The sequence below is a fragment of the Brachybacterium phenoliresistens genome, assembly GCF_000576425.1.
GTDB lineage: Bacteria > Actinomycetota > Actinomycetes > Actinomycetales > Dermabacteraceae > Brachybacterium > Brachybacterium phenoliresistens.
Map to the genome: position 1 here is coordinate 451,939 of NZ_KK069989.1, position 26,616 is coordinate 478,554.

General features: G+C 73.8%; 23 protein-coding genes. 9 read left to right on the forward strand and 14 right to left on the reverse strand.

Going from position 1 to position 26,616, the window contains the following annotated elements:
• Positions 1-14: 14 nt before the first annotated feature.
• Complete coding sequence (locus tag BF93_RS05120) at positions 15-1,283, reverse strand: ABC transporter substrate-binding protein (protein ID WP_038370960.1); 1,269 nt, start codon at positions 1,281-1,283, stop codon at positions 15-17.
• A gap of 324 nt (positions 1,284-1,607) precedes the next feature.
• Between BF93_RS05120 and BF93_RS05125 the strand changes: the two genes are divergently transcribed.
• The gene (locus BF93_RS05125) at positions 1,608-2,816 is read left to right on the forward strand and encodes an ROK family transcriptional regulator (protein WP_038370961.1); all 1,209 of its coding nucleotides are present in this window, start codon (positions 1,608-1,610) and stop codon (positions 2,814-2,816) included.
• Between the two features lie 93 nt (positions 2,817-2,909).
• On the opposite strand, the gene BF93_RS05130 is transcribed toward BF93_RS05125, so the two are convergent.
• Genes BF93_RS05130 through BF93_RS05140 form a run of 3 tightly spaced genes read right to left on the reverse strand, consistent with a single transcriptional unit; the run spans position 2,910 to position 5,811 of the window.
• Positions 2,910-3,656 (reverse strand): FadR/GntR family transcriptional regulator, encoded by a 747-nt coding sequence (locus BF93_RS05130; protein WP_038370962.1) that lies wholly within the window; start codon positions 3,654-3,656, stop codon positions 2,910-2,912.
• The gene (locus BF93_RS05135; protein ID WP_038370963.1) at positions 3,653-4,612 is read right to left on the reverse strand and encodes a dihydrodipicolinate synthase family protein; all 960 of its coding nucleotides are present in this window, start codon (positions 4,610-4,612) and stop codon (positions 3,653-3,655) included. The genes BF93_RS05130 and BF93_RS05135 overlap by 4 nt, the downstream gene beginning before the upstream one ends.
• Entirely contained in the window at positions 4,609-5,811 is a 1,203-nt protein-coding gene (locus tag BF93_RS05140) for an exo-alpha-sialidase (RefSeq protein WP_198025350.1), read from the reverse strand. Before BF93_RS05140 ends, BF93_RS05135 begins: the two co-directional genes overlap by 4 nt.
• A gap of 270 nt (positions 5,812-6,081) precedes the next feature.
• On the opposite strand from BF93_RS05140, the gene BF93_RS05145 reads away from it, so the two are divergent.
• The 4 genes from BF93_RS05145 to BF93_RS05160 all read left to right on the forward strand — a co-directional run bounded on the left by BF93_RS05145 (position 6,082) and on the right by BF93_RS05160 (position 10,903).
• Positions 6,082-7,704 carry an extracellular solute-binding protein gene (locus BF93_RS05145; protein WP_038370967.1) on the forward strand — a complete coding sequence of 541 codons (1,623 nt, stop codon included), beginning with the start codon at positions 6,082-6,084 and terminating at the stop codon, positions 7,702-7,704.
• Complete coding sequence (locus BF93_RS05150) at positions 7,701-8,738, forward strand: ABC transporter permease (protein ID WP_332248906.1); 1,038 nt, start codon at positions 7,701-7,703, stop codon at positions 8,736-8,738. The genes BF93_RS05145 and BF93_RS05150 overlap by 4 nt, the downstream gene beginning before the upstream one ends.
• Complete coding sequence (locus BF93_RS05155; RefSeq protein ID WP_038370968.1) at positions 8,719-9,618, forward strand: carbohydrate ABC transporter permease; 900 nt, start codon at positions 8,719-8,721, stop codon at positions 9,616-9,618. The genes BF93_RS05150 and BF93_RS05155 overlap by 20 nt, the downstream gene beginning before the upstream one ends.
• Before the next feature lie 64 nt (positions 9,619-9,682).
• Complete coding sequence (locus tag BF93_RS05160) at positions 9,683-10,903, forward strand: sialidase family protein (protein ID WP_051486538.1); 1,221 nt, start codon at positions 9,683-9,685, stop codon at positions 10,901-10,903.
• Positions 10,904-10,913: 10 nt separating this feature from the next.
• Here BF93_RS05160 and BF93_RS05165 read toward each other — a convergent pair whose 3' ends face one another.
• Both BF93_RS05165 and BF93_RS05170 read right to left on the reverse strand, forming a co-directional pair.
• Positions 10,914-11,438, reverse strand: coding sequence for an HNH endonuclease (locus tag BF93_RS05165; RefSeq protein WP_038370970.1), 525 nt, complete (start codon positions 11,436-11,438; stop codon positions 10,914-10,916).
• An 80-nt stretch (positions 11,439-11,518) separates the two neighbouring features.
• On the reverse strand, positions 11,519-12,748 hold the full coding sequence (locus tag BF93_RS05170) for an RtcB family protein (protein WP_051486539.1): 1,230 nt from the start codon (positions 12,746-12,748) through the stop codon (positions 11,519-11,521).
• A 692-nt stretch (positions 12,749-13,440) separates the two neighbouring features.
• On the opposite strand from BF93_RS05170, the gene BF93_RS05175 reads away from it, so the two are divergent.
• The gene (locus tag BF93_RS05175; protein WP_156954044.1) at positions 13,441-14,499 is read left to right on the forward strand and encodes a hypothetical protein; all 1,059 of its coding nucleotides are present in this window, start codon (positions 13,441-13,443) and stop codon (positions 14,497-14,499) included.
• A 23-nt stretch (positions 14,500-14,522) separates the two neighbouring features.
• On the opposite strand, the gene BF93_RS05180 is transcribed toward BF93_RS05175, so the two are convergent.
• Positions 14,523-16,412: a heparinase II/III family protein gene (locus tag BF93_RS05180; protein WP_038370973.1), complete on the reverse strand. Its 1,890-nt coding sequence runs from the start codon at positions 16,410-16,412 to the stop codon at positions 14,523-14,525.
• 207 nt (positions 16,413-16,619) lie between these two features.
• Here BF93_RS05180 and BF93_RS05185 point away from each other — a divergent pair, with 207 nt between their 5' ends.
• The 3 genes from BF93_RS05185 to BF93_RS05195 all read left to right on the forward strand — a co-directional run bounded on the left by BF93_RS05185 (position 16,620) and on the right by BF93_RS05195 (position 18,723).
• Positions 16,620-17,462 carry an alpha/beta hydrolase gene (locus BF93_RS05185; protein WP_038370974.1) on the forward strand — a complete coding sequence of 281 codons (843 nt, stop codon included), beginning with the start codon at positions 16,620-16,622 and terminating at the stop codon, positions 17,460-17,462.
• 67 nt (positions 17,463-17,529) lie between these two features.
• Complete coding sequence (locus BF93_RS05190; protein ID WP_156954045.1) at positions 17,530-18,012, forward strand: hypothetical protein; 483 nt, start codon at positions 17,530-17,532, stop codon at positions 18,010-18,012.
• Positions 18,013-18,156: 144 nt separating this feature from the next.
• On the forward strand, positions 18,157-18,723 hold the full coding sequence (locus tag BF93_RS05195; protein WP_038370976.1) for a P-loop nucleotide/nucleoside kinase family protein: 567 nt from the start codon (positions 18,157-18,159) through the stop codon (positions 18,721-18,723).
• On the opposite strand, the gene BF93_RS05200 is transcribed toward BF93_RS05195, so the two are convergent.
• The 7 genes from BF93_RS05200 to BF93_RS05230 all read right to left on the reverse strand — a co-directional run bounded on the left by BF93_RS05200 (position 18,707) and on the right by BF93_RS05230 (position 26,575).
• Positions 18,707-19,654, reverse strand: a complete 948-nt coding sequence (locus tag BF93_RS05200; RefSeq protein WP_038370977.1) for a hypothetical protein — start codon at positions 19,652-19,654, stop codon at positions 18,707-18,709. The two genes, BF93_RS05195 and BF93_RS05200, sit on opposite strands and share 17 nt — an antisense overlap.
• Complete coding sequence (locus BF93_RS05205) at positions 19,651-20,229, reverse strand: transglutaminase-like domain-containing protein (RefSeq protein WP_038370978.1); 579 nt, start codon at positions 20,227-20,229, stop codon at positions 19,651-19,653. Before BF93_RS05205 ends, BF93_RS05200 begins: the two co-directional genes overlap by 4 nt.
• 66 nt (positions 20,230-20,295) lie before the next feature.
• Complete coding sequence (locus BF93_RS05210; protein ID WP_038370979.1) at positions 20,296-21,954, reverse strand: ABC transporter ATP-binding protein; 1,659 nt, start codon at positions 21,952-21,954, stop codon at positions 20,296-20,298.
• Positions 21,951-23,618, reverse strand: a complete 1,668-nt coding sequence (locus BF93_RS05215) for an ATP-binding cassette domain-containing protein (RefSeq protein WP_038370980.1) — start codon at positions 23,616-23,618, stop codon at positions 21,951-21,953. The genes BF93_RS05210 and BF93_RS05215 overlap by 4 nt, the downstream gene beginning before the upstream one ends.
• Before the next feature lies 1 nt (position 23,619).
• Positions 23,620-24,708: an ABC transporter substrate-binding protein gene (locus BF93_RS05220; protein ID WP_084148276.1), complete on the reverse strand. Its 1,089-nt coding sequence runs from the start codon at positions 24,706-24,708 to the stop codon at positions 23,620-23,622.
• Complete coding sequence (locus BF93_RS05225) at positions 24,705-25,484, reverse strand: ABC transporter ATP-binding protein (RefSeq protein WP_038370981.1); 780 nt, start codon at positions 25,482-25,484, stop codon at positions 24,705-24,707. Before BF93_RS05225 ends, BF93_RS05220 begins: the two co-directional genes overlap by 4 nt.
• The gene (locus tag BF93_RS05230; protein WP_051486540.1) at positions 25,481-26,575 is read right to left on the reverse strand and encodes a FecCD family ABC transporter permease; all 1,095 of its coding nucleotides are present in this window, start codon (positions 26,573-26,575) and stop codon (positions 25,481-25,483) included. The genes BF93_RS05225 and BF93_RS05230 overlap by 4 nt, the downstream gene beginning before the upstream one ends.
• Positions 26,576-26,616 lie beyond the last annotated feature (41 nt).

Genomic DNA, 26,616 nt, shown 5'->3' on the forward strand with positions numbered 1-26,616 from the left:
GCGGGGTGGGGCGCTCAGGCGCGGTAGGCGAGGCTGGCCCAGTCGCTGTCGAGGCGGGCCAGCATGGTCTCGGGCTTCTCTCCGAAGACGATCGCCTGGAGGTAGTTCGCCCACGGGATCGTGTTGGGGATGAACTGGGAGGCGCCCATGTAGTAGCGGGCCTCGTCGTAGTAGGACTGCATCTCCACGATCCGCGGATCGGTAGCCGGCGGGGCGTCCTTGGTGGTGCCCAGGTACAGGAAGTCCACGTTGTAGGTGTCCTGGACCTCCGGCTGCATGAAGAACTTCACCAGCTCACGGGCGCCCTCGGGCTGGTCGGCGGCCTCGGGGATCCACAGGGCGAGGTCGATGTTCACGCGGATCTTGAGATCCGCGGGATCCTCGGTGACCGGGAGCGGGAACATCCCCATCTCGGCGCCGGTCTCCGCCTTGGCGATCTCCGGCAGCGCCCAGGGGCCCTGCAGCAGCATGGCCGCCTCGCCGTTGGCCATCGCGGTGTTGCCCTCGTTGTAGGTGCGGGCCGGGGCGTCGTCCTGGTGGAAGGGGAGCAGCTCGAGCATGCGGGCGATGGGCTCCTGCCAGTCCTTCGAGAACGAGTGCTCCGCGTTCGGGCCCACCTCCTCGCCGATCTCCGTGACCTGCTCGTAGAAGGTGCGGACGTCGATCATCCCGCCGAGGGTGTAGTCGAACATGCCCTGGTTCAGCGTCCACGCGTCGGCGAAGGTGCCGTAGATCGGGGTTACGCCGGCGTCCTGCAGCTCCGTGCAGAGAGCGGTGAACTCGCTCCACGTGGTCGGGACGCTCAGCCCGTGCTCATCGAAGATGGCCCGGTTGTAGATGACGGCCGCTCCCGCCACCGACCACGGCAGCACGCTGGTGCGGCCGGGGTAGGGCGGGTACCAGTCCGCGAGGTCCTTGATGTCGTCGCGGATCCGGGAGGCCTCCTCCATGTCGGAGAGGTCCGAGAGGCCGCCGCGCTCGCGGAAGCGCGACATCTCGAGGTTGTAGTTCTGCAGGGCGACGTCCGGCGGGTTCCGCCGGGCGAAGCCGGCCGAGAGGTTGGATGCGACGTCATGGACGTACCGGTACTGCGGCTGGGCGGCGTCGAGCTCCGCCAGCAGCATCTTGATGTGGTCGAAGATCTCTCGCTTGGACTGGTAGAACGTCACGTCCTTGCGACCGGAGGCGCCGCAGCCGGCGAGCCCGGTCGCAGCGAGTGCCCCGCCTGCGGCGAGCAGGCCGCGCCGGCTCGTCTGCAGTCGGGAGAGGGGAGAGGGTGACACCGTCGTCTCCTTCGGGTGGTGGGCTCGGGAGCCTGGATGGACCGGCCGTGCGGCCGAATCGGTCGGGCCGGGCGGTGCCCGGCGGGTCGGTCGTGGCCGGAGCCGGGGCGGCCGCCCCGGTCGAGGGCGGGCTGCCGATCAGCGCCGACCGGGAGCGCCAGCCTAGGCCGAAGGCGGCGGTCCTGGTCACCGGAGCGGAAACCTCCGCCCGGCGGTTCCGGTCTTCTCCTCCGAGGGGCGCGCGAGGTGCTCGACGGAGAAGATATAGACCTTAGATTTAAGTTCTGCAGGAAGTATGGCGGCTGTCTCGGGTACCGTCAAGGGATGACTCAGAGCACGGCGCGGTCGCCCCGGCTGCTGCGCCGGATCAACACCGGCCTGCTGCTGCGGTTCGCGCTGGCCAGCACCGATTTCACGGCGGCCGAGGCGATGGCCGCGAGCGGTCTGACGCGGGCCACGGTGCTCGGCGTGTGCGGGGATCTGGTCGCGGCCGGCTGGCTCGAGGAGATCGAGGACAGCCGCGTCGCGGGGCTCTCCCAGCGGGGCCGCCCGGCGCGGCGCTACCGGTTGCGCGAGGGGGTCGGCGCCGTGGTCGGCGTGGACGCCGGGGAGAACCGCTTCGCCGCGGCCGTCGCGAACCTCCACGGCGAGGTCCTCGCCTTCCAGCACCGCCGGGTCGACCCCTCCGAGGTGGACCGCGACGAGCGCGTCGTGATCGTCCGCGACCTGATCCGGGGCGTCCTCGCCGACGCCGGCGTCGCCGCGAGCTCCCTGCTGATCACCGTGGTCGGCATCCCGGCCCCGGTCGATGCCGAGGGCCGCTCCCCGGAGGACCAGAACATCTTCTGGACGATGATGAACTCCGGCTTCCAGGACCACCTCGAGGGCTTCGTCGTCCTCGAGAACGACGCCAACCTCGCCGCGCTCGCCGAGCAGGCGGCGAACCCCGGCCGGAACGTGGCGACGCTGCTGTCGGGCGAGCGGTTCGGCGCCGGCCTCGTCGTGGACGGGCGCCTGCTGCGCGGCGGCCGCGGGGGCGCGGGCGAGATGCGCTTCCTCGACCTCCTCGTGCGCGAGGACGACCTCGACCTCGGCTCCGCGGACGGCGTCGGCGCCCTCGCACGGCGCTGGGCGCAGACGGAGCTGAGCCGCAGCGACGCCCCCTCCGTCCTGCGGCGGCTGCCGCTGGACCAGGTCGACGCCGAGGCCGTGTTCGCCGCGGCCCGGGACGGGGACGCCCTCGCCGAGGACATCCTGCGGCGGCTCGGCGGCCGCATCGCCCAGATCGCCATGGTGCTCGAGAGCATCCTCGACGTGGAGAAGGTCGTGGTCGCCGGGGGCATCGCCGCGGCCATCGGTCCCGTGCTCGGCCACGCCCGCAGCATCCTCGAGGCCCAGTTCCAGCCGCCGTTCCCCGAGCTCGTCGCCAGCGGGCTGGGCCGTGACGTGATCGTGCGCGGCGCGGTGGAGCTCGCCCTCAGCCGGATCCGCGAGGCGCCGCTGGACTTCCTGCCCGCCGGGGCGGAGGCCTGAGTCCGAGGGAGCGGACCTGCGCCGCAGCGCCCAGGGCTCCGTCGCGGCTCAGCGGCCCGTCGCGAGGGCGATGATGCTCCGCGACGGCGCCGCCTACGGGGCGCCGGCGTCCTCGCGGGACGGCGCCGCCCGGGAGATCCGGATGCGGATGCCGTCGAAGTGCTCGCGCATGCGGGAGCGGTACAGGTCCACGTCGCCGCGCTCGAGGGCGCGGACCAGGCCGTCGTGCCATGCCCAGGCCTCGGACGGCGAGTAGTGGGGGCCGGGGAGCTCGGGATCGATGAGGTGGAACGTGTTCCAGAAGACCTCCAGCAGCTCCTGGATCATGCCGTTGCCGATGGGGCGGTACAGCGCCCCGTGGAAGGCGAGGTCCTCGTCGGGGAAGAACTCCCCGGCGTCGGCCTTCGCGCGCATCGCGGCGACGATGGCGCCCAGCTCCTCGGTGCCGCGCGACAGGTGGGTGCGGACGACGTCCGATGCCATCCCGACCTCGAGGGCCTCGCGCAGCTGGAGCAGATCGGCGACCTCGCGCAGGTCCGTGCCGAGGGAGCGGCGCAGGCGGAAGGACAGGAAGTCCTGCAGGGGGCTCAGCGGCAGCGCCCCCGCGTAGGTGCCGTGGCCGTGGCGGACCTCCACGAACCCGAGGGCCTGCAGCGCCTTGATCGCCTCGCGCAGCGGGTTGCGGGAGGTGCCCAGCAGCTCCATGAGCTCGCTCTCGGTGGGCAGGGCGTCGCCGGGGTGCAGCTCTCGGGTGAGGATCAGCTGCTTGATCTCGTCCTGCAGCCGCTCCTGGTTGCTGCGGGAGCGGGCTGCGCCGGGCGGCGCGGGGGAGGAACTCATGGGGAAACTGTACGAGCCGCCGCCGGGACGGGCCCGTGGGCCGCCAGCAGCGCGGCCACGCGGTCGCGGTCGGCGTCCCGGTAGAGCACGGACGGCACCGCGCAGCGATCCTGCGCGATCACGCCCAGGAGGCGGGCGGCCGCCTTGAAGGCGCCCAGCGCCCGCGAGCTGCCGCCCATCGGCGCGATGGTGGGGATGGCGACCATCGCGAACAGGGACCGCAGGCGCTCCTGCAGCGCATCGGAGCCGGAGGGGTCGGTGCGTGCAGTCCCCATCAGCTCGACGTAGCCCGCCGGGTCGACGTTGCCCAGCCCCGGGACCAGGCCGTCGGCCCCGGCCCGCAGTGCCGCGGCGGCCTCGACCTCCGAGCCCGAGAGCACCCGGAAGCCGCTCAGTCCCCGCGCGTCGCGCCCGGCGAGGGTGCGCACGAGACGGTCGGTGTCCCCGGAGGAATCCTTGATGCCGGCCAGCACGCCCTCCGCGGCGAGGTCGAGGACCAGCGGCACGGGGATCGAGGTCCCGTTCACCCGCGGCGGGTTCTCGTAGGCGAACAGCGGCACCGGGCCGATCGCCTCCTTCAGCCGCCGGAAGTGCTCGGCGATCTCCGCCTCGCCGGTCTCGGCGAAGAAGGGGACGGTGGCGACGGCGGCATCCGCCCCGAGGGGCAGCAGCCGGCGGGCCTGGGCGATCGCCCGAGCGGTGCCGGTGTCGCTCACGCCGACCAGCACCGGGACGCGCCCGGCGACGTGCTCGACCGTCGTCGCGACGACCTGCTCGCGCTGCGCATCGGTGAGGAACCCGAACTCGCCGCAGGTTCCCAGGACGAACACGCCGTGCGCCCCGTGGCCCAGCAGATGGTCCAGGAGGCCGCGGAGGGATTCCGCGTCGACCTCCCCGGCCTCGTCCAGCGGGGTGATGGCCGGGATGATGACGCCTGTTCCCAGGTCTGTGGTCATGGGGTCTGCTCCTTCGAGGGGGCGGGTCGGACGGCCGCGGCGATGTCCGCGAGGTCGGCGCGCAGCAGGTCGATGCGCTCGTGGGTGCGCTCCTGGCCGGTCTCGACCAGGACCAGGATCTCGCCGTCGGCGACCGCGAGGTCCGAGTAGCCGGCGGGGCCGGGGTGCAGCAGGGCGAGGGGGCGGCAGGCGGATCCGGCGATCGCATGCAGCACCAGGTCGCGCCGTGCTGCGGCACGGACGGGAGCGCTCAGCAGCGCCTCCGGTGCGGCCGCCTCCCCGGACCCGCCCCGTGGCCCGGTCCCGGGGAGGGACGGCGGCGCGGCGGCGAGCCCCGCCTGGATGCGCGGGCCCGCGAAGCCGGCCAGCGCCGCGAAGCGGCCAGTGGCCTCGAGGGCCGTGCCGGCGCGGAGGAGTGCGGGGTCGATCCGGCCGATGCTCCGGGTCCTCGGGCCGGCGGGATCCTCGCTGCGGCAGGTGACCAGGAGCTCCGGTGCGCCATCGGCCGGGGCGAGCGCGAGGGCGGATTCGTTGGGGGAGGCGGCCTCCGCGGTGCTGCGGGCGGTCCAGGCGATGCTCCAGCTGTGCCCGTCGTCCTCGGACAGCAGCCCGTGGGCCGCGTAGTGCGGCCGCCCGTCCGGGTCGCGCCGGGAGTGGTTCGCGGCGGCCACGAGGCGACCGTCCGCGAGGGCGACGCCGTGCCCGGGTCCGGTCGCGTACCAGTCCCAGGCGGGGTCCTTGACCTGGTCGGTCAGGTCCTGACAGGTGCCGATGCGCGCGAGGTCGGGGGACAGCCGCGTGAGGTGGACCCGACGGCCGGAGGCGGCGGGGACCGAGCCCGCGAGGATCTCCGCCTCGTGCACGGCGGCATCGTTCGAGGTGGTCAGCAGCACGATCGCGCCGTCCCCCGCCTCGATCGGCACCGGGTTCCCCATGGTGCGGCCGGGCGCGGTCGCGACCACGACGGGGTCTGCCCAGCGGGTCCCGTCGGCCGAGGTGCGGGCGATGACCTCGATGGGCCCCGTGTCCCCGGCGCCCTCGCGCCGCGCCTCCGCGAACACCACGATCCGCCCGTCGCGGCAGCGCAGCAGGGCCGGGATCCGGACGGCCGCGACGCCGAGCTCGCGCGCGGCCAGCACCGTGCGGCGCTCGATCCCCGGCACGAGCGGAGGGAGCGACGAGGAGGGGGGGCGGAGCACCAGGACCACTTTCGATCATGGGACGTACTATGTCAGACCCCTTTTCGGCTGGCAAGGACCGACCTCCGATCCACGGAAATGCTCGGTGCCTGACGTGCAGATCTGGCGGCAGACTGGGTCAACCTGCTGGTCGCGGGCCAGGACGTGGGGGCTGGGCCTCGTCGGTGGACGGGGGTGTGCGCCAGGGGTTGTCGGGGTGGACATCCCATGTCATAGTGGCCGCACGGCCCGTCGACGAGGACGGGACCCGACACGACGAGGGGAGACCCCATGGTCCAGATCACGCGACGAGGCGCGCTGGCAGGCGGTGCGGCCGCGCTGGGTTCCATCGGCGCGCTGAGCGCCTGCGGCAGCGGAGGCGGCGGCCCGGCGGAGTCCGGCGGCGGCCCGGCCCCGATGCCCACGTACACGAAGTTCGAGGGCGTCACCCCGGACTGGGTCGGCGACGACATCCTCCTGGACGGCTTCCGCAGCTATCCGGCCGAGCCCGTGGCGGGCATCGAGGAGCCCCCGGGCGACGGCCGGCCCATCTCCTTCATCACCAACATCCCCGGGGCCATCCCGCCGCAGCGGGGCGAGAACCCGTTCTGGCAGGCGATCGAGGAGACCATCGGCTCCGAGCTGCACATCGACATGGCGCCCAACGCCGACTACGAGGCGAAGTTCCAGACCACGATCGCCAGCGGCGACCTGCCCGACCTCATCAACATCCCGATGTCCACCCCGGACCTCCCGGGTCTGCTCTCCGCGACCTGCATGGACCTCACCGAGCACCTGGCGGGGGACGCGATCTCCGCCTACCCGTACCTCGCCAACCTCGGGCCCGAGTACTGGAAGGGCTGCGTGGCCGAGGGCGGGATCTTCGGGGTGCCGGTCCCGCGGCTGTTCTCCCGCAACTTCGCCGTCCTGACCCGCCGCGACCTGCTGGAGGCCAAGGGCGTGGACCCGGACGTGCAGCCCGAGACCTGGGACGAGTTCGTGGCCCTGTGCCAGGAGCTGACCGACCCCGCCGGCGGCACCTGGGCGCTGACCCGGATGCCCGGCAACATCGCGAACATGGCCGCGGGGATCCCCAACGGCTGGCACCGCGGCGAGGACGGCGCCTTCACCCACTACATCGAGCACGAGGCGATGACCGCGAGCCTCGAGGCGCAGCTCGCCCTGTTCGAGGCGGGGGTCCTGAACCCCGACGCCTTCCTCGCCAATGCCTCCACCCGCAAGGAGTGGTTCGCCGGCGGCCGCGCCGCCCTGGACTACGACTCCTTCGTCGCGTGGACGCAGTACGAGTCGGAGAACATCGCCGTGGACGGCTTCTCCGTCGGCGGCATCGTCGCCCCGCCCTACCAGGGGGCGGAGGCCGTGCAGTGGCTCGGCGGGGCGCTGAACAGCATCACCGGGTTCTCGGCGGCGTCCGAGCACTCGGTCGAGACCCTGCTCGCGGTCGCGAACTGGTTCGCCGCGCCGTTCGGGACGGCCGAGCACCTCATGAAGAAGTTCGGGATCCGGGGCCAGCAGTTCGAGCTCGAGGGCACGGATCCGATCCCCACCTCGCGCGGAGTGCTCGAGACGGGCATCGGCCTGCAGTACATCTGCGATGCGCCGATGGCGTACTACTTCCCGGGACGGCCCGAGATCCCCGAGCGGCAGGTCGGGGTGCAGGAGCGCATGGCCGCCGCGCTGTCGCGGGATGACGGCTACGGCCTGTACTCGCCCACCCGCGACCAGAAGGCGGCCGAGATCGAGACCCCGGTGTGGGATGCGATGAGCGAGATGGTCCAGGGCCGCCGGTCCATCTCCGAGTACCCGGACGTGGTCGCGGCCTGGCGCGAGGGAGGCGGCGCCGCGATCGCCGAGGAGCTCGCCGAGGCCTACGAGGCCGCCGAGGGCGCGTGAGCAGCGTGTCGAGGACCGATGCGCCCCTGCGCGCGAAGACCGTGCGCGGCGACCTCACCGACCCCTCCCCGCCTCGGACGGGCCCGGCGGCCGCGCCCGCACCGGTGCGCCGCAGGCCGGGGTTCTGGCAGAGGCTCTGGCGCGACCGGATCCTGGTGCTGTTCGCGCTGCCGGGGTTCCTGGTGCTGGCGATCTACCACTACCTGCCGGTCCTCGGGAACGTCATCGCCTTCCAGGACTACCGGCCCTATCGCGGGATCCGCGACAGCGCATGGGTGGGCCTGGAGAACTTCCGGGTCATCACCGAGGGCGACCCCGCCTTCCTCAACGCCCTGGCCAACACGCTGATCCTCACCGGGCTGCAGGCGGTGCTGGTCTTCCCCGCGCCGATCGTGCTGGCGCTGCTGCTCAACTCGCTGCTCAGCGAGCGCATCAAGAGGCTCGTCCAGTCCATCCTCTACCTCCCGCACTTCCTGTCCTGGGTGGTCGTGGTGGCGCTGTTCCAGCAGCTGCTGGGCGGTTCGGGGCTGCTGAACTCCTTCCTGCGCTCGCACGGCTGGGACGCGCTGAGCATCGTCGGGAACCCGGAGCTGTTCCGCCCCCTGCTGCTCGCGCAGGTGCTGTGGAAGGACACCGGCTGGGCGACGATCATCTTCCTCGCCGCGCTCTCGGCGATCAGCGCGGACCTCTACGAGGCCGCCGCCGTGGACGGGGCCGGACGCTGGCGCCAGCTGGTCCACGTGACCCTGCCGGGGATGAAGAGCGTGATCATCCTGCTGTTCATCCTCCAGCTGGGCACCTCCCTCACCGTCGGGTTCGAGCAGATCCTGCTCCAGCAGAACGCCGTGGGCCTGGCCAGATCCGAGGTGCTGGACACCTATGTGTACAACCGCGGCGTGATCGGCGGGGACTGGGGCATGGCAACCGCCGTGGGACTGGTCAAGAGCGTGGTCGGCGTGGTCCTCGTGCTGGGGGCCAACAAGCTCGCCCACATGTTCGGAGAGGCAGGCGTCTATGCCGCGCGCGAGAAGTAGAGCCCTGGTCCACGGGCAGGCCGCCCCGGGACCGATCGAGAACGCGATCAAGATCCTCGTCCTGGGCGTGCTGTGCCTGGTGGTGATCGTCCCGTTCCTGACGGTGGTGTCCACCTCCCTCGCCCCGCGCGAGCAGATCAGCGCCGCCGGCGGTCTGGTCCTGCTGCCGCGCGGCATCGACCTGTCCGCCTACCGGGCGCTGTTCAGCGGCGGAGTGGTCAGCCGGGCGCTCGGGGTGAGCATCGGGGTGACGGTCGTCGGCACGGCCCTGAGCCTGTTCGTGTCCTGCCTGCTGGCCTACGCCACGAGCCGGCCGTACTTCGTGCTGGCCCGGCCCGTCCTGCTGGTGGTGCTGATCGGCATGCTGTTCTCGCCCGGCATCATCCCGGTGTACCTGGTGGTCAAGCAGACCGGGCTGCTGGACAGCCTGTGGGCGCTCATCATCCCCACGATGGTCAGCGGCTTCAACGTGATCGTGCTGCGGTCCTTCTTCCAGGGCATCCCCGCCGAGCTCACCGAGTCCGCGACCATCGACGGTGCGGGCGAGTGGGGCGTGTTCGCCCGGATCGTCCTGCCGCTGTCCAAGGCCCCGCTCGCCGTGGTCGGCCTCTTCTACGCCGTCGGGTACTGGAACAGCTTCTTCACCGCCCTGCTCTACATCTCCGACGCCGCCAAGTGGCCGATGCAGCTGGTCCTGCGCACCTACGTCGTCAACGACGCCGCCATGGGGCAGGCCGAGCTCGCCACCGAGAACCTGCCGCCCCAGTCCTCCCTGCAGATGGCGATCCTCGTCGTCTCCATGGTGCCGATCCTGCTCATCTACCCGTTCCTGCAGCGCCACTTCGCCAAGGGCGTGCTGACCGGCGCCGTGAAGGGCTGACCCCGGTCCGACCGCCTCCGCCTCCTCACCCGCCCGCAGCCCGGGCACCGACGAAGGGAATCCCATGTTCACCCAGCTCATGACCGCCGGGGCGATCCTCGCCCTCGCCCTCCCGATGGGCGGCGCCGATCCCGGCGACGGCACCAGCGACCACTGGCCCGAGCAGACCGACGGCGTCACCGTGTTCGACAAGGGGACCGAGGGCTTCCAGTGCTTCCGCATCCCCGCCGTGATCCGGGCGGGAGACGGCAGCCTGATCGCCTTCGCGGAGGCGCGCCGTGCGCACGGCACCGCGTTCTGCCACGACGACGGCTCGATCGACCTGGTCATGCGCCGCAGCCACGACGACGGCCGCACCTGGTCGCGCCTGCGCACGGTGCTCGCCGGCGACCCGTGGGGCCGCGACCTCGGGGCCACGCGCGGCAACCCCGTGCCGATCCTCATCACCCGCGGCGAGCACGCCGGGAGGATCGTGCTGCTCAGCACCTGGAACGTGGAGGGCTCCCGCGCGGAGCGGCGGCCCTTCGTGCAGTACAGCGACGACCACGGCCGCACCTGGTCGGAGGCCGTCGACCTCACGGCGCAGCTGAAGCCGGGCTTCCCCACGCACGGCTGGTACGCCACCGGGCCGCAGCACGGCATCGAGATCACCCACGGCGAGCACGCCGGCCGCCTGGTCGCCGGGGTGAACTTCGTGAACACGGCCGAGTCCGCGCGCGCCCAGGGCGGTCTCGCCTACAGCGACGACGGCGGGATCACCTGGACGCTCGGGGCCACCGCCCCGATGCCGGCCGATGCCGACCACTTCTCCGAGGTCGGCGTCGAGGAGACGGACGACGGCACGCTGTACGCCATCGGCCGCAGCCGCAAGGGGCCCAAGAGCGAGGAGACCCGCGAGTTCTCCCGGTCGGTGGCCACCAGCACCGACGGCGGCGAGACCTTCACCGCGGACGCCTTCGCCTACCAGAGCGACCTGCTGACCACCCCGGAGGTGCAGGGCTCGATCGTCAACGCCTCCCAGGCCGAGGGCGAGGCCGGCGACCGCCTCGTCTACGCCGCGCCCCAGCACGGGACGCTGCGCAAGAACCTCGGCCTGTTCGTCAGCGCCGACGGCGGCGACAGCTGGACCCCCGCCGCGACGCTGACGTACAACCGCTCGGGCTACTCCGACATGGTGATGCTGGACGACGAGTCCGTCGGCGTGCTCTACGAGACGGGGCTGCGCAGCGGCGACGCCCGCGACCGCATCGTCTTCCAGCCCGCGGAGCTGCCGCGGTGGCGGTGAGGCGGCGCGCTCAGCCTGCGACCGGGATCAGCTCCACGTGCCCGCCCACCCGGTACGCGACCGCCGGGTCGTAGGGCTCGAAGCGCAGGGCCATCCCGGCCTCCTCGGGGGTGCGGTCGGCCTTGCGGTTGTTGCACTCCTTGCAGGCGCTGACGAGGTTCAGCCACGAGGACTCGCCGCCACGGGAGACGGGCATGATGTGGTCGACCGTCGCCAGCAGCGCCTCGATCGCCGGGCTCTTGGAGACGCTGCGGCCGCAGTAGGCGCAGGTCCAGTGGTCCCGCTCGTGGACGGCCCGGAAGGAGAAGCCGACCGAGCGCTGCCCGCCGCCCTCGACCCACGCACCGCTCAGCTCGCGGGTCAGCTCGAGGGCGGTGGGCACGATCCGGTCGTCGGGGGCGAGCATGAGCTCGACGGGGTCCGCCACGCCGCGGCGGATCATGCCGAAGGCGTGGCGGACGGAGGTGGTGTGCAGCAGCTCGCCGATCCCCGTGCCGGGGTCGTAGCCCTTGTTGTAGACCTTCACGATGCCCATGCCCACCGCCTCCTCTCCGTCAGCTCCGGGCCGGCGGGCCCGGGGTCCTCGCCGGGCGCGCCGGCCTGCTCATCGGCCGCTCATCCCTTCACGCACAGCACCGTCTGCAGGTGCGCCACCGGCTCGACCAGGTCGGACTGGTAGCGCAGGACTGCGTGCAGGTCCTTGTACGCCGCGGGGATCTCGTCGATCACCCCGCGGTCCTTGCGGCACTCGATCCCCTCCGTCTGGGCGACGAGGTCCGCCCGGGTGTACGCCTTCTTCGCCGCGGTGCGGCTCATCCGGCGCCCGGCCCCGTGCGAGGCCGAGCAGAAGTCGGGGTTCGCGAGCCCGCGCACGATGTACGAGCCCACGCCCATCGACCCGGGGATCAGGGCGAGCCCGCCCTCCCGGGTGGAGATCGCGCCCTTGCGGGTGACGACCATGTCCGCGCCGTCGATCTCCTCGATCGAGACGTAGTTGTGGTGGCAGTTGACCGGCATGTCGAAGCCGACCTCGCGGCCGCGGGCGGACCAGTGCGCGGCCACGGTCTCGCGCAGCAGGCCGATCATGATCGCGCGTGAGCGGGAGGCGTACTCCTGCGCCCAGTGCACGTCGCGCACGTATGCGTCCATCCCCGGGGTGTCGGCGAGGAAGACGGCCAGGTCCCGGTCGGGCAGGGCCTGGTTGTGCTCGAGGCCGCGGGCCGCGGCGATGTGGACCTCCGCGACCTCCTTGCCGATGTTGCGGGAGCCGGAGTGCAGGGTGATCCACACGCGGCGGTCGCGCGAGTCCACGCACAGCTCCGCGAAGTGGTTGCCGCCGCCCATGGTGCCGAGCTGGCGGCGGGCCTTGCCCTCGCGGTCCTGGACCTTCTCGGGCAGGGCCGCGAAGCCCTCCCAGAACCGGTCGAGGCCGGCGCGGGCGCCGATCCGCGTGAGCGTCCCGGCGGGGACCGGGGCGGAGTGCTCGTGGAAGCCGACGGGGATGGCCTGCTCGATCGCCGAGCGCAGGGCGCCCAGGTCCTCGAGGTCCTCCTCGACGAGGTCGGTGCGCACGGCCGCGACCCCGCAGCCGATGTCCACGCCGACGGCGGCGGGGGAGACCGCGCCGCGCATCGCGATGACGGAGCCGACCGTCGCACCCTTGCCGAGGTGGCAGTCGGGCATGACGCGCACCCCGTGCACCCAGGGGAGGGAGGCGATGTTGCGCAGCTGGTCCAGGGCGGCGGGCTCGGTCTCCTGCTCGGGCAGCCACATCCTCACGGGCGCCGCGGTTCCGGGCAGGGTCGACGGGAGGGTCGGGAGCGCTGCTCCGGCCAGGGTCGTCATCGGTTCTCCTCCTTCCGGGCGGTCGGGCCCCGGGAGGGGCCGTGGTCGCCTCACGCGCGGCGGAGGATCTCCCCGTCGTGCGGGTGCGAGCCGCCGCCCCGGCCGATGCCGGGGCGGGCGACCCGTCTGTCGGGCACTCTCCGCTGCGCCGTGGGGACACGGCCGCGACTCTGGATGTCCCGGTGCCAGGGGACCCGTGGGAGGCGGGGGAGTCGAACCCGCCGGCCTCCCTCCGGGCGTGCGGCGGATCCGGCGCCGGGGCGCGGGTCCGATGCAGGCTCGGAAGCGTGGTGAGGTGGTGATGCGTGGTGCGCGTCGGGGGCGCGGGGCGCTGCGGCCGAGGGCGGGACCCGGGCGATCCGGCGGAGTGCCGGTCGCGGCGGAGCGTGCGGTCGCTATGCGGTTGCGATCAGGCCGCGGGGAGCTCCCGGAGTCGCCATTGCGGGGCGGCGGGATTCTCGCGCTGCGGATACGTCGGCATGGCTCCTCCTTCCCGGGCGGCGGCGCCGGACGATCTGTCCGGGCCAGGGCTCATGACGGTGCGTAAGCAGTATGTCCCCGCCGTGCAGATCGGATCAACCGAATTAATCCGACGTTCCCGCAGTGTTCGGCCTCTCCTCCCCAGGCCCGTCCCGTCCACAATCGCGGCCGGGCCCCTCGCCCGGTCCGTCCCGGGCGCCGACGCTGAGGGCATGTCGAAGAAGAACCGCCGCCGTTCCCGTTCCCGTTCCCGTCCCGTGCCCCGTCCTGCCCCGGGGCGCGCCGCGGAGCCCGCCCCGTCTCCCCGGGCCGCTTCCCGGCCGGGCGCGGTCGCCCCGCCGGCCTCCCCGCGGTCCGCCGCCGCCCCGCCCTCGCCCTCCGCCCCGTCCTCCGCCGACCCGTCGCCCTCCGGCCGGCCCGGCCGGTTCCCGGTGGACGCCCGCGGCCGATGGGACGCCCGTCGCGGCGCGATGCGGCAGGAGGCCTGCGAGCCGTGCCTGTGCCTGGACGCTATGGAGGCGCTGCTGCTGCCCCGCGAGGACGAGCTGATCGTGATCTGCGAGGACCTCCACCAGGCCGCCTGCGACCCCGGCCGGCTCCTGGACGCGGCCGCGCGGGTCCCGTTCGCGCGCCGGGCGGCGGCGCTGATCGAGCACATCGGCAACGGTCGGGAGCTCGGCCCGGACCGCCGCCTGACCAGGTCCGATGTGGAGGCGCTGCGCCCTGCCTTCGAGCTCGAGCAGCTGAGCCCCACGTTCCTGCGGATCCCCCGACTGGACGTGGTGTTCGAGGTCCTCTGCGCCGAGGGATGGCTGGAGAGGATCGGCGGCCGCGTCACGCCGGGGGACCACCCCGTCGCCTATGTCGAGGAGTCGATGGACGCGGAGTCCTTCGCCTACTTCGCCCACGCGGTGGTCGTCGCCGCGCTCGCCCACCGCTTCGCCGGCCGCATCGGGCGCGTGCCCCACAGCTCCTCCGCGCTCACCTTCCGGGCGCTGCTGGCGGCCTGCCGCCCGCAGGGCCTCACCGTCCCGGACCCGTGGGGCCCGGAGTGCCGCGACGCGCTGGTCGATCTGGTGCCGCCGCATCTGGACCCGGAGGTCGTCGAGGGACTCGAGGGCATCATCGACGACCTCGAGATGGCCCGCGACCTGGGGATCCTCGGCGGGAGCGGGGCGCACTACACCGGGGGCATCGCCCTCTACACGGCGCTCGCGGCGGTCGGCGACGACCACGCGGGCCCGCCGCAGGTCCCGGAGACCCTCCGGTGAGCTGCGGCGCGGCGCCGGGGAGCTCAGCGGCGGGTGAGGCGCACGCTCAGCTCCCCGGACTCCGCGGGATCGCGCTGGGTGAGCACCAGGCGGTGCACGGCCGCGCCCCACACCGGGGCGAGCTTCTCGTCCTCGACGTCGATGCGCTCCACATGCGCCTCGACCGCGACGCCCTCGCAGGTGAGCAGGGCGGGCCCGATGCCGATGGACCCGTCCGTCTCGAGAGAGGGGGCCAGCGCCGTCATGAGCACGAGGGACATCTGCCGCGGCTGCGTGAAGCGCCAGGCATCGCGCAGCAGCACGCCCGCGTCCGCGCCGGTGTCCGGGCGTGCCCGCTCGAGGCGGGCGGTGCGCTCGCAGCTCTCCAGCGCCGCCTCGGGCGGGTAGGCGGGGGCCAGGTCCATCCGCAGCGTCGCCGCCGCCCCGTCGTCGGCGAACTCGGTGCCGCGGGCCGCGAAGTCCCGCCCGGGGCGCTGCTCGACGCCGCCGGGCAGCGGGACGCAGTGGTAGGAGCTGCGCATCGTCCAGATGCCGTAGCGGGTCGCCGGATCGAAGGTCTCGCGGCAGTACACGCCCACGCCCACGTCGATGAGGACGGGGGCGCCGTCCAGGGAGACGATCACCCCGCCCACGTCGTTGTGGTTGTGGGAGACGTCGTTGTGCCCGCCCTTGGCGGCGAGGAACCAGCCCTGCGGGGAGCCGGCCTCCTCCCGCGCCACCGCCGTCTCCGTCCCCGGCGCGTACCAGGAGGCGGGCATGCCGGGCGCGGCCGGCCCCTGCGACCATCCCGGATCGCGCAGCTCGTGCAGGGTGCGCAGGAACTGCGGGGCGATCTGGCCCTCGACGCGGAACGGGTGCCTGCGACCCATCCATCGGCCGTGCTCCTGGACCGCCTCGTCGCCCGTCGCCGCCCCGAAGCGGGTCAGCAGGTGCCAGGAGACGTTCGAGGGCACGGTCGCCTGCCCGTCGGAGTAGTTGACCTGCGTGTCCGTCCCGATCTGCATGCGCATCGGGAAGCGGGCCATGGCCGGGACGGGCTCGATGCTGAAGCCGTCCAGCGCCCCGTCGCTGATGCGGTGCAGCACGTCGAGCGCCTCGAAGAGCGTCGCCCCCGCCCACCACCAGTAGGTCGCGCCCTCGTCGCAGGAGCCGTCCGGGGCATACCCGTCGCGGAAGCGGTCCAGGATCTCCAGCGCCCCCGCGACGTCGTCGGCGAGGACGTCGGCGGACTCCTCGACCACGGCCGCGCAGACCAGCACGTTCGAGACGATCCACGGCGCCCAGTTGTTCGGCGGCTTGTCCCGGCCGTGCCAGAAGTAGACCTCCGAGCGCCACGGCTCGAGCACCCGGCGGCGGATCTCGGCATGGACCCGTGCCCGCAGGCCGGGGAAGCTGCGCTCGAGCCGGTCCCCGGCGAAGCTGTCGATCGCCGCGAGCATCCCGCCGATGTAGCCGCACGACAGGTCCAGGATGTCGCGGTCGCCCAGCGGCACCTCGGGCCTCTCGCCGCTCTCGGGCAGGGCGTAGTGGGCCGGAAGGCACCAGGCGCTCAGCTCGCACAGGCGCCACATCGCATCGGCCAGCGCCTCGACCCGGGCATCGTCGCCGGTCACGGCGAGGGCCAGGGCTGCGGAGCCGACCTCGCCCAGCAGGGCCTGCTGGGCCTGCTCGTAGGGCAGGCGCTCGCCGGCGGCGGCGTAGCGGTGCCACAGCGAGAGCGTCGGCGGATTCGCCGCGGCGCGATCGCGCAGCTCCCCGGCGGCCTCGAGCACGTGCGCCGAGTCCTCCGGGGCGAGGTGCGCCCAGGCCTCGCGGTCCTCGACGGGAGGGGCGGCCCGCCAGACCCGGGGGCGCAGCGCCTCGCGGGCCGGGGCGGTCAGGAGGGAGCGGAAGGTGGCCGGGGGAGTCGTCATCGATCATCCTCGAAGCGATGGGCGGATTCATCCGATCATTTCATGGAGACGTGGCGGAGGGAATGCCCTCGGCCGGACCCGCGGGGCGCTCCCGTGATCCCCGAGCTCCTCGCGAGACCCGCCCCCGGGGCGGGGACGAGGCGACGTGCCGGGGCGCGGTGCGGGCCGCAGCTCCCGGCGGGGCCCGGTGCGCGGCATGATGGGCGCATGAGCAACGGCGTCATCACCTCGGACTTCACCCTGGCCGGTCATGCGGGAACGATCGTCGGCACGTCCTGGCGTCTCGAGCGGCCGCGCTGGATCGCGGTGCTCGTGCACGGGTACGGCGAGCACGTGGGGCGGTACGGCTGGGTCGCGGCGCGGCTGAACGAGGCGGGCGCCTCCGTCTATGCGGCCGACCACGCCGGTCACGGCCGCAGCGACGGCGAGCGCGTGCTGATCCGCGACTTCGAACCCGTGGTCGAGGACGTGGACCGGGTGCTCGACCACGCCCTCGAGCAGGACCCGGGGCTGCCGGTGGCGCTCATCGGCCATTCCATGGGCGGGATGATCGCCGCCCGCTCCACGCAGCGGTTCGGCGCCCGGCTCGCCGCGACCGTGCTCACCGGCCCCGTCCTCGGCCGATGGGAGACGATCGAGGAGCTGCTGGCCCTGCCGAGCATCCCGCACACCCCGATCGACCCCGACACCCTCTCGCGCGACCCCGAGGTCGGGGCGGCGTACGCGGCCGATCCCCTCGTCTGGCACGGCGACTTCAAGCGCCCCACCCTGCAGGCCTTCCACGACGAGATGCAGCGCATCACCATCGTCGGCCATGTGGGGCGCAGCCCCCTGCTGCACCTGCACGGCGAGGACGATCGCCTGGTGCCGCTGGAGACCTCCGCCGCGGGCCTGGCGAAGATCGCGGGCACCGCCACGGAGTCCCGCACCTATCCGGGTGCGCGCCACGAGATCCTGAACGAGATCAACCGCGGCGAGGTCATGGCCGATGTCCTGGCCTTCCTCGCGCGGTATCTCCCGGTGGAGACCGGCGGGCGGCGCGGGGCCTGAGCCGCCCGCGCAGGCGACGAGCGCGCCGAGCCTTCCGCCGCTGCCGCCGGCGGGGCATACTGCGGTGATGCAGGGACGCATGCGGGGACGCCGGGCGGGGTCGCTCCTCCTGATCGCCGTGATCGGGCCGCTCCTGGCCGCCTGCACCCTCGCCCCCGGCGGCCTGACCTCGACGTACCAGTGCGCGGACTGGGCGGACCTCTCCGACCCGCAGCTCGCCTTCGACACGGCCGATGCCGTGGTCATCGGGACCCCGGCCGCATCCCATGCCACCGTCCCGATGCTCGGTGTGGACGCCGCCGTGCACGAGGTCTCCGTCCGCGACGTGCTCAAGGGCGACGTGGCCCCGGACTCCACCATCGAGGTCGCCTCGACGCCGGCGTCCTGCGGGGACGGGGAGCCCTATCCCGACGGCGACCCGCTCGGCGAGGAGACGGAGCTGCTGCTGTACCTGACCACGCCCAGCGCGCTCGGAGTGCGGGGCCTGGTGAACCCCTACCAGGGAGCTGGCCCGGTGCCGGATGCGGGCGATCTCCCCTCCGCCGGATGAGGCCGCGGGCCGCGGAGGGATCGTCCTCGGGAGTGCGGCCCGAGCGCGCGTTCTCCCCGGAGGAAGGGCGCACGGCCGTCAGGCAAGAGGCGTCCTCCGGACGGCCCGTGAGATGACGGCACCCGCACAGAGAGGAGGCAGGAGATGGGCTGGGTGATCCAGATGGCGGGCCCGCCGGGATCGGGGAAGTCCACGATCGCCGCCGCGCTGGGGGCTCGATATCGGATCCCGGTGCTGGACGTCGACGTCATCAAGTCCTCCCTGCTGGAGGCTGGAATCGCGATCGCGGACGTCGGACCCGTGGCCTACCGGGTGCTCCGCGATCTCGCCCCGGCGATGGCAGAGCAGTCTGGGTCCGTGATCCTGGACAGCCCCTGCCACCATCCCGAGGTGCTGCAGGCCGGGCAGCGCCTCGGTGAGGCCGTCGGCGCCCCCTTCGTCGTCATCGAATGCTGGAGCGATGATCTCGGGCTCCTCGACCGGCGGATCCGCGCGCGCCGCGCCCTGCGCAGCCAGCGCCGGTCCGTGGCCGACGGGCCGGTCGACCTGCCCGAGGCGCCGGATCCCCGCGCGACGTTCGAAGGGTGGATGACCGGTTCGCTGGTGCCGGAGACGGGACACCTGCGGGTGGATGCCCAGCAGCCCCCGGAGGTCGCCGTTCGAGCGGTCGACGAGTTCCTGGCGGGGCTCGGCGTCACCGAGGAGCAGTGAGCCCGCTCTCGCCGTCCAGCTCCCGGAGGTCCACGATCCTCAGATCGTGCTGGTCGGTCGTGAGCGCCGCCCTCAGGGGAGGCACGTGGGCGGATCCGACGATCACCAGCACACGCCCTCCCGGGCAGCGGCCGGTGGCCTCTCGCAGGCGAGCCGCCATCGCGAGGTTGCGCGCCCGCCACTGCGCGAGCCGTGCCCGATGGATGAAGGTCTTGACGTGGCTGCGGGCCAGGGAGCCGCTCTCCAGGTCCTCGATCCAGGAGAGGAAGCTCGGTCCGGCCATGCGCATCCACTCGTCCCATTCGTCCGCAGGCTCCGGGACCGGCGGCGGACCGGAGTCTCGCAGCTCCCCCGAGGCATCCGACTGCTCGAGGATGTCCATCCATGACGACGTCAGGCGCTCGGTGATCGCAAGACCGGCGTGATCATCGATGTGCGCGAGTTCGCGATGGCCGAGGTCGAGGGCGAGCCGCACGCCGATCCGCACCCGTTCGGTCGGCAGCTCGCACACCGCGGAGAGCTCGTCGAGGAGCGCCGCGGGCACGTCGGCGGTCTGCCAGGGGAGAAGCAGGGCATTGAGCGGCTCGCGAGCGAGGAGCCAGCCGATCACGCGATCGGTGAGGTCTGCGCTCTCGTCCCGAGCAACAGATCGAGCGGTCCAGACGTCCCAGTCCTGCAGATGCGCCGCGGACTCCGCCAGCTCCCGAGCGGTCGGCGCGCCGCCCACGGGAAAGTCGTGGAACGGCCCGCCGCGGGAGGCGTACTCGACGACCAGATGCCCCGGAAGGCTCTCGATCGCGATGACGTCCGGGCGCCATCGGCGCAGATGCGCGAGCCCGCGGGCGAGCGCGGCGTCGGGGATCGACCTCTCCAGGTGCCGCACTCCGAGGATCAGCACGTCCGTCGGGTTCTGCGGAGATCGGTCGTTCACCGGGCATCGCTCCCGCGCTGCGCTGCGGGCCGTGCTCCGCGCACGGCGTCGAAGAGACGGTTCAGGCCCTCCCGGTACTGCGACGTGACCTCGGGCGGCGTCCGTTCGACCTCCCGGGCGATCCGTGCCGAGGCCGTGTCGAGCACGGCACGGTCCGCGGGGTCCTCCGGATCCAGGATCGGCCCGAGCGGCGCGAAAGCGGGGGCGGTCGGCGACGAACCGTTCCAGGTGCCGACAGCGAGACCGAGCTGCCCCAGCGGAGGATCGTGGGTCGGGTCGACGAGGATCCAGCCGTCCTCGGTGCGGACCTCGACGGCGGAGTGGACGTCGGTGCGGAACGCGAGCTGTTCCTGGACATCGAGCAGGCGCGGAAGCTCGTACTCCCAGCAGACGCGTCGCGTCGCGACGCCGAGGACGGCGAGCTCCTCCCGGAGCAGCTCGGTCTTCGCGACGCAGTTCCCGCGGCCCTGCTCCCGCAGACCCGTCGCATCGTGCGCCGCATCGGTCGCGTAGGGCATCGCCTGCACCCGCACGTAGGCGGCTGCCGCAGCGTCCCGGACCTCGTCGATGCCCATGGCGACACTCTGTCATCCGGGCGTGCCGCTGGTGCGGACTGCCGCGGATCCGGGCCGCACGGGCCGTCAGCGCGGCGCGAGGGCCACGGTCCGGTGCGCTGCGGCGATGGTCGAGGCGCGGTGCGCGATCATCAGCACGGCGCAGCCCTCGAGCCGGTCGAGGACCTCGAGGATCGCGGCGTCGGCGCTCTCGTCCAGGGCGGCGGTGGCCTCGTCGAGGACGAGCACGCGCGGGCCGCGGATCAGGGCGCGGGCGATGGCGACGCGGGCGCGCTGCCCTCCGGAGAGCCCTTCTCCGTTCTCCCGCACCGGGGTGTCCAGTCCCCGCGGCAGGCCCGTTCCGGGTGCGGTGATCCCGGTCTGCTCCGCGACGGCGAGGACCTGCGCCTCGGAGGCATCGGGGCAGGCCACGAGGATGTTCTCGCGGATGGTGCCGCGCAGCAGCGGGGAGGACTGCGGGACGATCCCGATGGCCGCGGTGCGGTGGGCGGTGTCGAGGTCGCGCAGGTCGCGGCCGTCGACCCGGATCGACCCGGCATCGGGGTCCCACAGCCGTGCGACCAGCCGGGCGAGGGTGGACTTCCCGGCGCCGGAGGGGCCGATCAGCGCGACGCGCTCGCCGGGGCGCACCCGCAGGCTGACGTCCTCGAGGACGGCGCGGCCCGGCTCGTAGGCGAAGCCGACCGCGTCGATGACGAGGCCCTCCTCGTCGGGGCGCACCGCCCGGGGCCGCTGCGCCTCCCGCGCCTCCGGCGGGGGATCGTCGAGGGCCGGCGGCAGGGCGAGGGTCTCGCGGATCCGCCCGGCGGCGGTGCGCAGGGTGGCGGCGCCGCGCAGAAGGTCGGCGATCTGCGCGGCGGGGCCGAGCCCGGCCACGGACACCACGACCGCGAGCGGCGCGAGCGCGGGATCCAGCTGTGCGGAGGTGAGGACGACGATGCCGATCGCGCCGATCGCGGCGAGGGCGAACAGCGCATCGCCGATCCCGCGCTCCATGCCCACCCGGGAGGCCTCGCGCACCTGCGTGCGGGCCATCGTCCGGGTGGCGGCGTCGATCCGGGCGAGCTGGGCGGGCAGGGCGCGGGCGCCGCGCAGCTCGCGCAGGCCGCGCAGCATATCCAGCAGGTCCGAGCGCAGCACGGCGCCCTGCCGGGACAGCGAGGCCGCGCGGCGGGCGGCGGCGCGGGAGGTCAGCCAGGGCACGGCGATGCCGGCCGCGAGCAGCGGGATCCACACCAGCAGCAGCGCCGGCGTGATCGAGACGGAGACGATCCCGCTGATCAGGAGCACGGCGGCGGCGGTGAGCATCTGGGCGACGGTGTGCGCGTACAGCCATTCGAGGGTCTCGATGTCTCCGATCACGGTGGTGACCAGGGTTCCGGTGCGTCGCCCGGTGCGCCGCTCGGGCAGGCCGCGGCGCAGCACCGCGAACACGCGGGTGCGCAGCAGGCCGATGAGCGTGTAGGCGAGGGCGTGGGAGACCCAGGACTCGCGCCAGGCGGCCAGGGCGACGACCACGGCGAGGGCGGCGAGGGCGGCGGCGCCGCCCGCGCCGATCCCGTCCCCGTGCGCGACGGTGCGGCCGACGACCAGCGCGAGGCCCAGCGCGATGCCGAGGATCCCGAGCTGGGCGACGAGGTTCCACAGCACCGTCTCGGCGAACAGGCGGCGGCGCTCGGCGATGATCGGCAGCAGGGCGCGGATGTCGGCGAGGGCGCTCCTCATCGCTGCTCCGTCCCGGCCGCGGCCGCGGGCGTGCTCTCCAGGCGGCCCTCGCGCATCGTGACCCAACGGTCCGCCGAGGGGGCGGCGCTGCGGCGGTGGGCGATCACGACCAGGGTCGCCCCGGCGGCCTCCCGGACCACGCCCTGCATGACCTGCTGCTCCGTCGCGGCGTCGAGGGCGGAGGTCGCCTCGTCCAGGACCAGCACGGCGGGGCGGGCCAGGAGGGCGCGGGCGAGCGCGAGGCGCTGGCGCTGCCCTCCGGACAGCCGCGCGGCGTCCTCGCCCATCGGCGTGTCCCAGCCCTCGGGCAGGGCGGCGACCACATCCTCGAGCCCGGCGGCGCGCACCGCCCGGCCCAGCTCCGCGTCCGTCGCGCCGGGGCGGTAGAGGCGGAGGTTCTCCGCGAGGGTCCAGGAGAACAGCACCGGGTCCTGCGGCACCACGACGATGCCGCGGCGCAGCGCATCGAGGGCGAGATCGCGCAGGTCCGTCCCGTCGGCGAGGATCCGCCCGCGATCGGGGTCGACGTCCCGCTCGAGCAGCCGGGCGATGGTCGACTTCCCGGAGCCGGAGGGGCCGGCGATGGCGAGATGCTCCCCGGCGCCGATGGTGAGGTCGAGGTCCTCGACGCCCTGGTCGGTGCCGGGGTAGCGGAAGGTGACGCCCTCGAGCCGGATCTCCGGGCCGGGCGCGGGCGGCCGGGGGATCCTCCCGGCATCGGCCGCCCGGGAGGGGAGGTCGTCGATCCGGGCGAGCCCGTCGACGGCGAGCAGCCCCACGTATCCGGCGTGCCACGCCCCGGAGAGGTCGGCGAGCGGACGGAACGCCTCCCGGGTCAGGAGGAGGACGGGGACCACGGCCGCGGCCTCGGCGGAGCCTCCCGCCACCGCCGTGACGGCGGCGATCACCGCGAGGACGGTCCCCAGATGGATGGCCAGGCCGCTGATCGCGCTCTCGACCAGGGAGAACCGCATCTGCGCCATCGTCGAACGGGCCAGGGAGCCCGCCCGATCGGACAGCTCCCGGCCGATCCGCGCCTCCGCGCCGAGGCTGCGCAGCAGCGGCATCGCGCGCAGCGCCTCGGCGTAGCGGTCGGTGAGATCGGCGAAGCGGTCCCAGCGCTCCCGGCCGCCGCGCATCAGCTGGGCGTCCCACAGCCGCGGCCCCAGCACGGCGACGGCCATGGCCGCGCCGAGGACGGCGCCCGCGCTCGGCGACTCCCGCGCGACGAGCACGACGATCGCCGCCGGCACCACCAGGACCACCAGCAGCTGCGGGAGGTACCGGGTGTAGTACGCGTCCAGGCCGTCGACGCCGTCCAGGAGCGTCGCGGCCTGCTCGCCGTGCCCCTCGTCGCGCCCGCCGGGCGCATCGACCAGCCGGGCCAGCAGCCGATGCCGCAGCCGGATCCGCACGGCGGCGCCCAGGTGCGCGGCGACCGGCTCGCGCAGCCACACGACCGCGGCGCGCGCCAGCGCGATGAGCGCGAGCGCGATCAGCGCCGCGGCCGATGCGCCGCCGCCGGAGGCGAGGGAGGCGAGCAGGCCCGCGGCGGTCAGGGCGAAGGCGACGTGCAGAGCGCTGATGACGCAGCCGAGCGCCGCCACCAGCAGGATGGGGCCGGGGACCGTCCCGGCGAGCCTCAGCAGTCGGCGGTGGATCATCTCAGAGCGCGCCCGGGTGCAGGGCCTCGGCGATGGTGCGCACGGCGGAGACGTTCCCGAGCGTCCCGGGGAAGAGCGACGTCGAGGGCACGGCGATCAGCCGGCTCTCCGCGACCGCGGGCATCTGCGGGAACGTCGAGGTCAGGTAGTCGCGGGTGGCCTGCTCGTGCGCGGCGTCGTGGACCCCGAACACGAGGGCGGCGGGCTCCTCGGCGGCGAGGGCCTCCGGGCTGATCTGGGCGGCGAAGAAATCGGCGAACAGATCCTGGTCGGGTCCGTGGACCGGGTCCGCCCCGGCGCGCAGCAGGATGTCGTGCTCGACCCCCGCGCCGATCACGGACAGGGTGGTGCCTTCGACGTACACCTGCGCGGTGCGGACCGGCTCGCGGCCGGAGACGGCGGCGCTGACCTCCTCGAGCGTTCCGCGCTGCTGCGCGGAGAGCTCGCCGGCGCGCTCGGCGATGCCGAAGATCTCGCCGAGGTTGTCCAGATCGGTGAACAGGTCCTCGACGGTGCCGGTCATGCGGCGGTCCGCGCAGCCGCCGGTGGCGACGTACACGGCGGCGCCGGCCTGCGCGAGCTGCTCGACCGTCGCGAAGCCCTGCTCGCCGGAGAACTCGTAGGTGGTGGGGGCGTACACGAAATCGGGCTCCGCGGCCAGCAGCTCCTCGCGGGCCGGCGGGGTCTGCCCACCGATCACGGGGATGTCCGCGGCGAGATCGGCGACGTCCTCGGGCAGGGGCTGCGCCTCGGCCTGCGCCTGGCCGACGATGCTCTCGCGCTGCCCCAGCCGCAGCAGCAGCTCGGTCTGGGAGGGGTGCAGCCCGATGGCGGCCCGGGGCGGGCCCGCCAGCTCGACCTGCGATCCGCAGTTGGAGATCGACACCGCACCGCCTGCGGCAGGGCTCGCGGCCGGGCCCGTCACGGAGGAGCCGCAGGCGGCCAGGACGGCGCCGAGGGGCAGGAGGGCGCCGGCGCCCAGCAGCAGGCGGCGCCCCGGGGCGAGGGCCGGGGCGGCGTCGGGGGCAGGATCGGGCGCGGGAGCCGCGGATCGGCGGGGCGTGGGGCGGGACGGGCGTCGGGTGGTCATGGCAGGGCGCTCCTCAGCGGGGACAGGGGACGGAAGGCGAAGGTCGGGTCCTGCTCGCCCAGCAGGCGCGCGTCGACCTCGAAGACGCGGCCGATGAGCTCGGGGGTGAGGACCTCGCGCGCGGGCCCCTGCCCGGCGACGCGGCCGCGCTCGAGCACGACCACGTGATCGCACGAGGTCAGGGCGAGGTTCAGGTCGTGGAGGGCGGCGACCACGGTCGACCGCTGCTCCCGCACCAGCTGCATCAGCTCCAGCTGGTGGCGGATGTCGAGGTGGTTGCTGGGCTCGTCCAGCAGGAGCACGGGGGACTGCTGGGCCAGGGCGCGGGCGAGCATGACCCGCTGGCGCTGACCGCCGGAGAGGGTGGCCATCAGGCGGCCGGCGAGATCCTGGACCCCGGTGCGGCGCAGCGCGTCGGCGGCGATCCGCAGGTCCTCGCGGGTGTCGTCGCCGAAGGCGCTGCGGTGCGGGATCCGCCCCAGCAGGACCACCTCGAGGACGGTGAGGTCCACGTCCGTCGGCGCGTCCTGGAGCATGACGGCGATCGCGCGCGCCCGCTCCCGGGCCGGCATGGCGGACACGTCCCGGTCGCCGATGCGGACGCTGCCGCGATGGGTCGGCACGGCCCGGTACAGCGAGCGCAGCAGCGTCGACTTCCCGCTGCCGTTGGGGCCCAGCAGCCCGGTGACCTGCCCCGCGGGGGCGTCGATGTCCACATCGCAGAGCACATCGGCCCCGCCCAGGCGCACGCCGATGCCGCGTGCCCGCACCCTCATCGGCCCATCCCCGCGCGCTCGGCGCCGGAGCGGCGCATCAGCCACAGGAAGAAGGGCGCGCCGACGAACGCGGTGAGGATCCCCAGCGGGATCTCGGTCGGCTCGGCGAGGGTGCGCGCCAGCAGGTCCGCGAGGGCCAGGAACAGCCCGCCGCCGAGGACGGTCACCGGCAGCATCCGCCGATGGTCGGCGCCGACCAGGATGCGGGCGACGTGGGGGACGACCAGGCCCACGAAGCCGATGCCGCCGGCGACGGCGACGATGGTGCCGGTCAGCAGCGAGGTCACCAGCAGCAGCAGGCCGCGCAGCCGGGCGACGTCGATCCCGAGGGCGAGGGCCTGCTCGTCCCCGGTCATGAGGGCGTTCAGATGACGGGTCAGCGCCGCGGCCACCAGGCAGGCGACCCCGAGCGCGGCGGCGGGGCCGATGAGCGATCCCATGCTCGCCGCGGAGACGCTGCCCAGCAGGAAGAACAGCACCCCCACCACGTTCTGCGCGCTCGTGGAGACGGTGATGTAGCTGGTGATGGCGCTGAACAGGGTCCCGAGCGCGACGCCGGTGAGGATCATCCGCGTGGGGGACAGGGCGCCGCGGTGCCGGGACAGGGCGACCACGGCGAGGCTCGCGGCGACGGCTCCGAGGAAGGCGGCGGCGTGCAGGCCCAGGCCCAGCACCGCCCCGGATCCGAGCACGATCACGAGCACCGCGCCGACGCTCGCACCGGAGGAGACCCCGAGGATGTACGGCTCGGCCAGCGGGTTGCGGACGGTGACCTGCATGAGTGCGCCGGCGAGCGCGAGGCCCGCCCCGGCCAGCACGGCCAGCAGGGTGCGCGGGAGGCGGAACTGCCATACGGCCTGGTCCTGCAGCGGGGTGAGGCTCCCGTCGCTCATCCACGGCATGCCCGGCAGCAGGTGGCCCAGCGTGATCTGCACGGACTGCAGGGGCGAGACCTCCACCGTGCCGATCGCCGCGGACAGCGGAACCGTCGCGACCAGCGCGAGGGCCAGGGCGAGCGTCAGCCGCCGGGCGCGCCGGCGCGCGCGGTCGCGTCCCGCCGTGACGACGGCGGGAAGGGGCGGAGCTGTCATCGGACCCACATTCGCTAGTGATAATCGTTCTCGAAACTAGT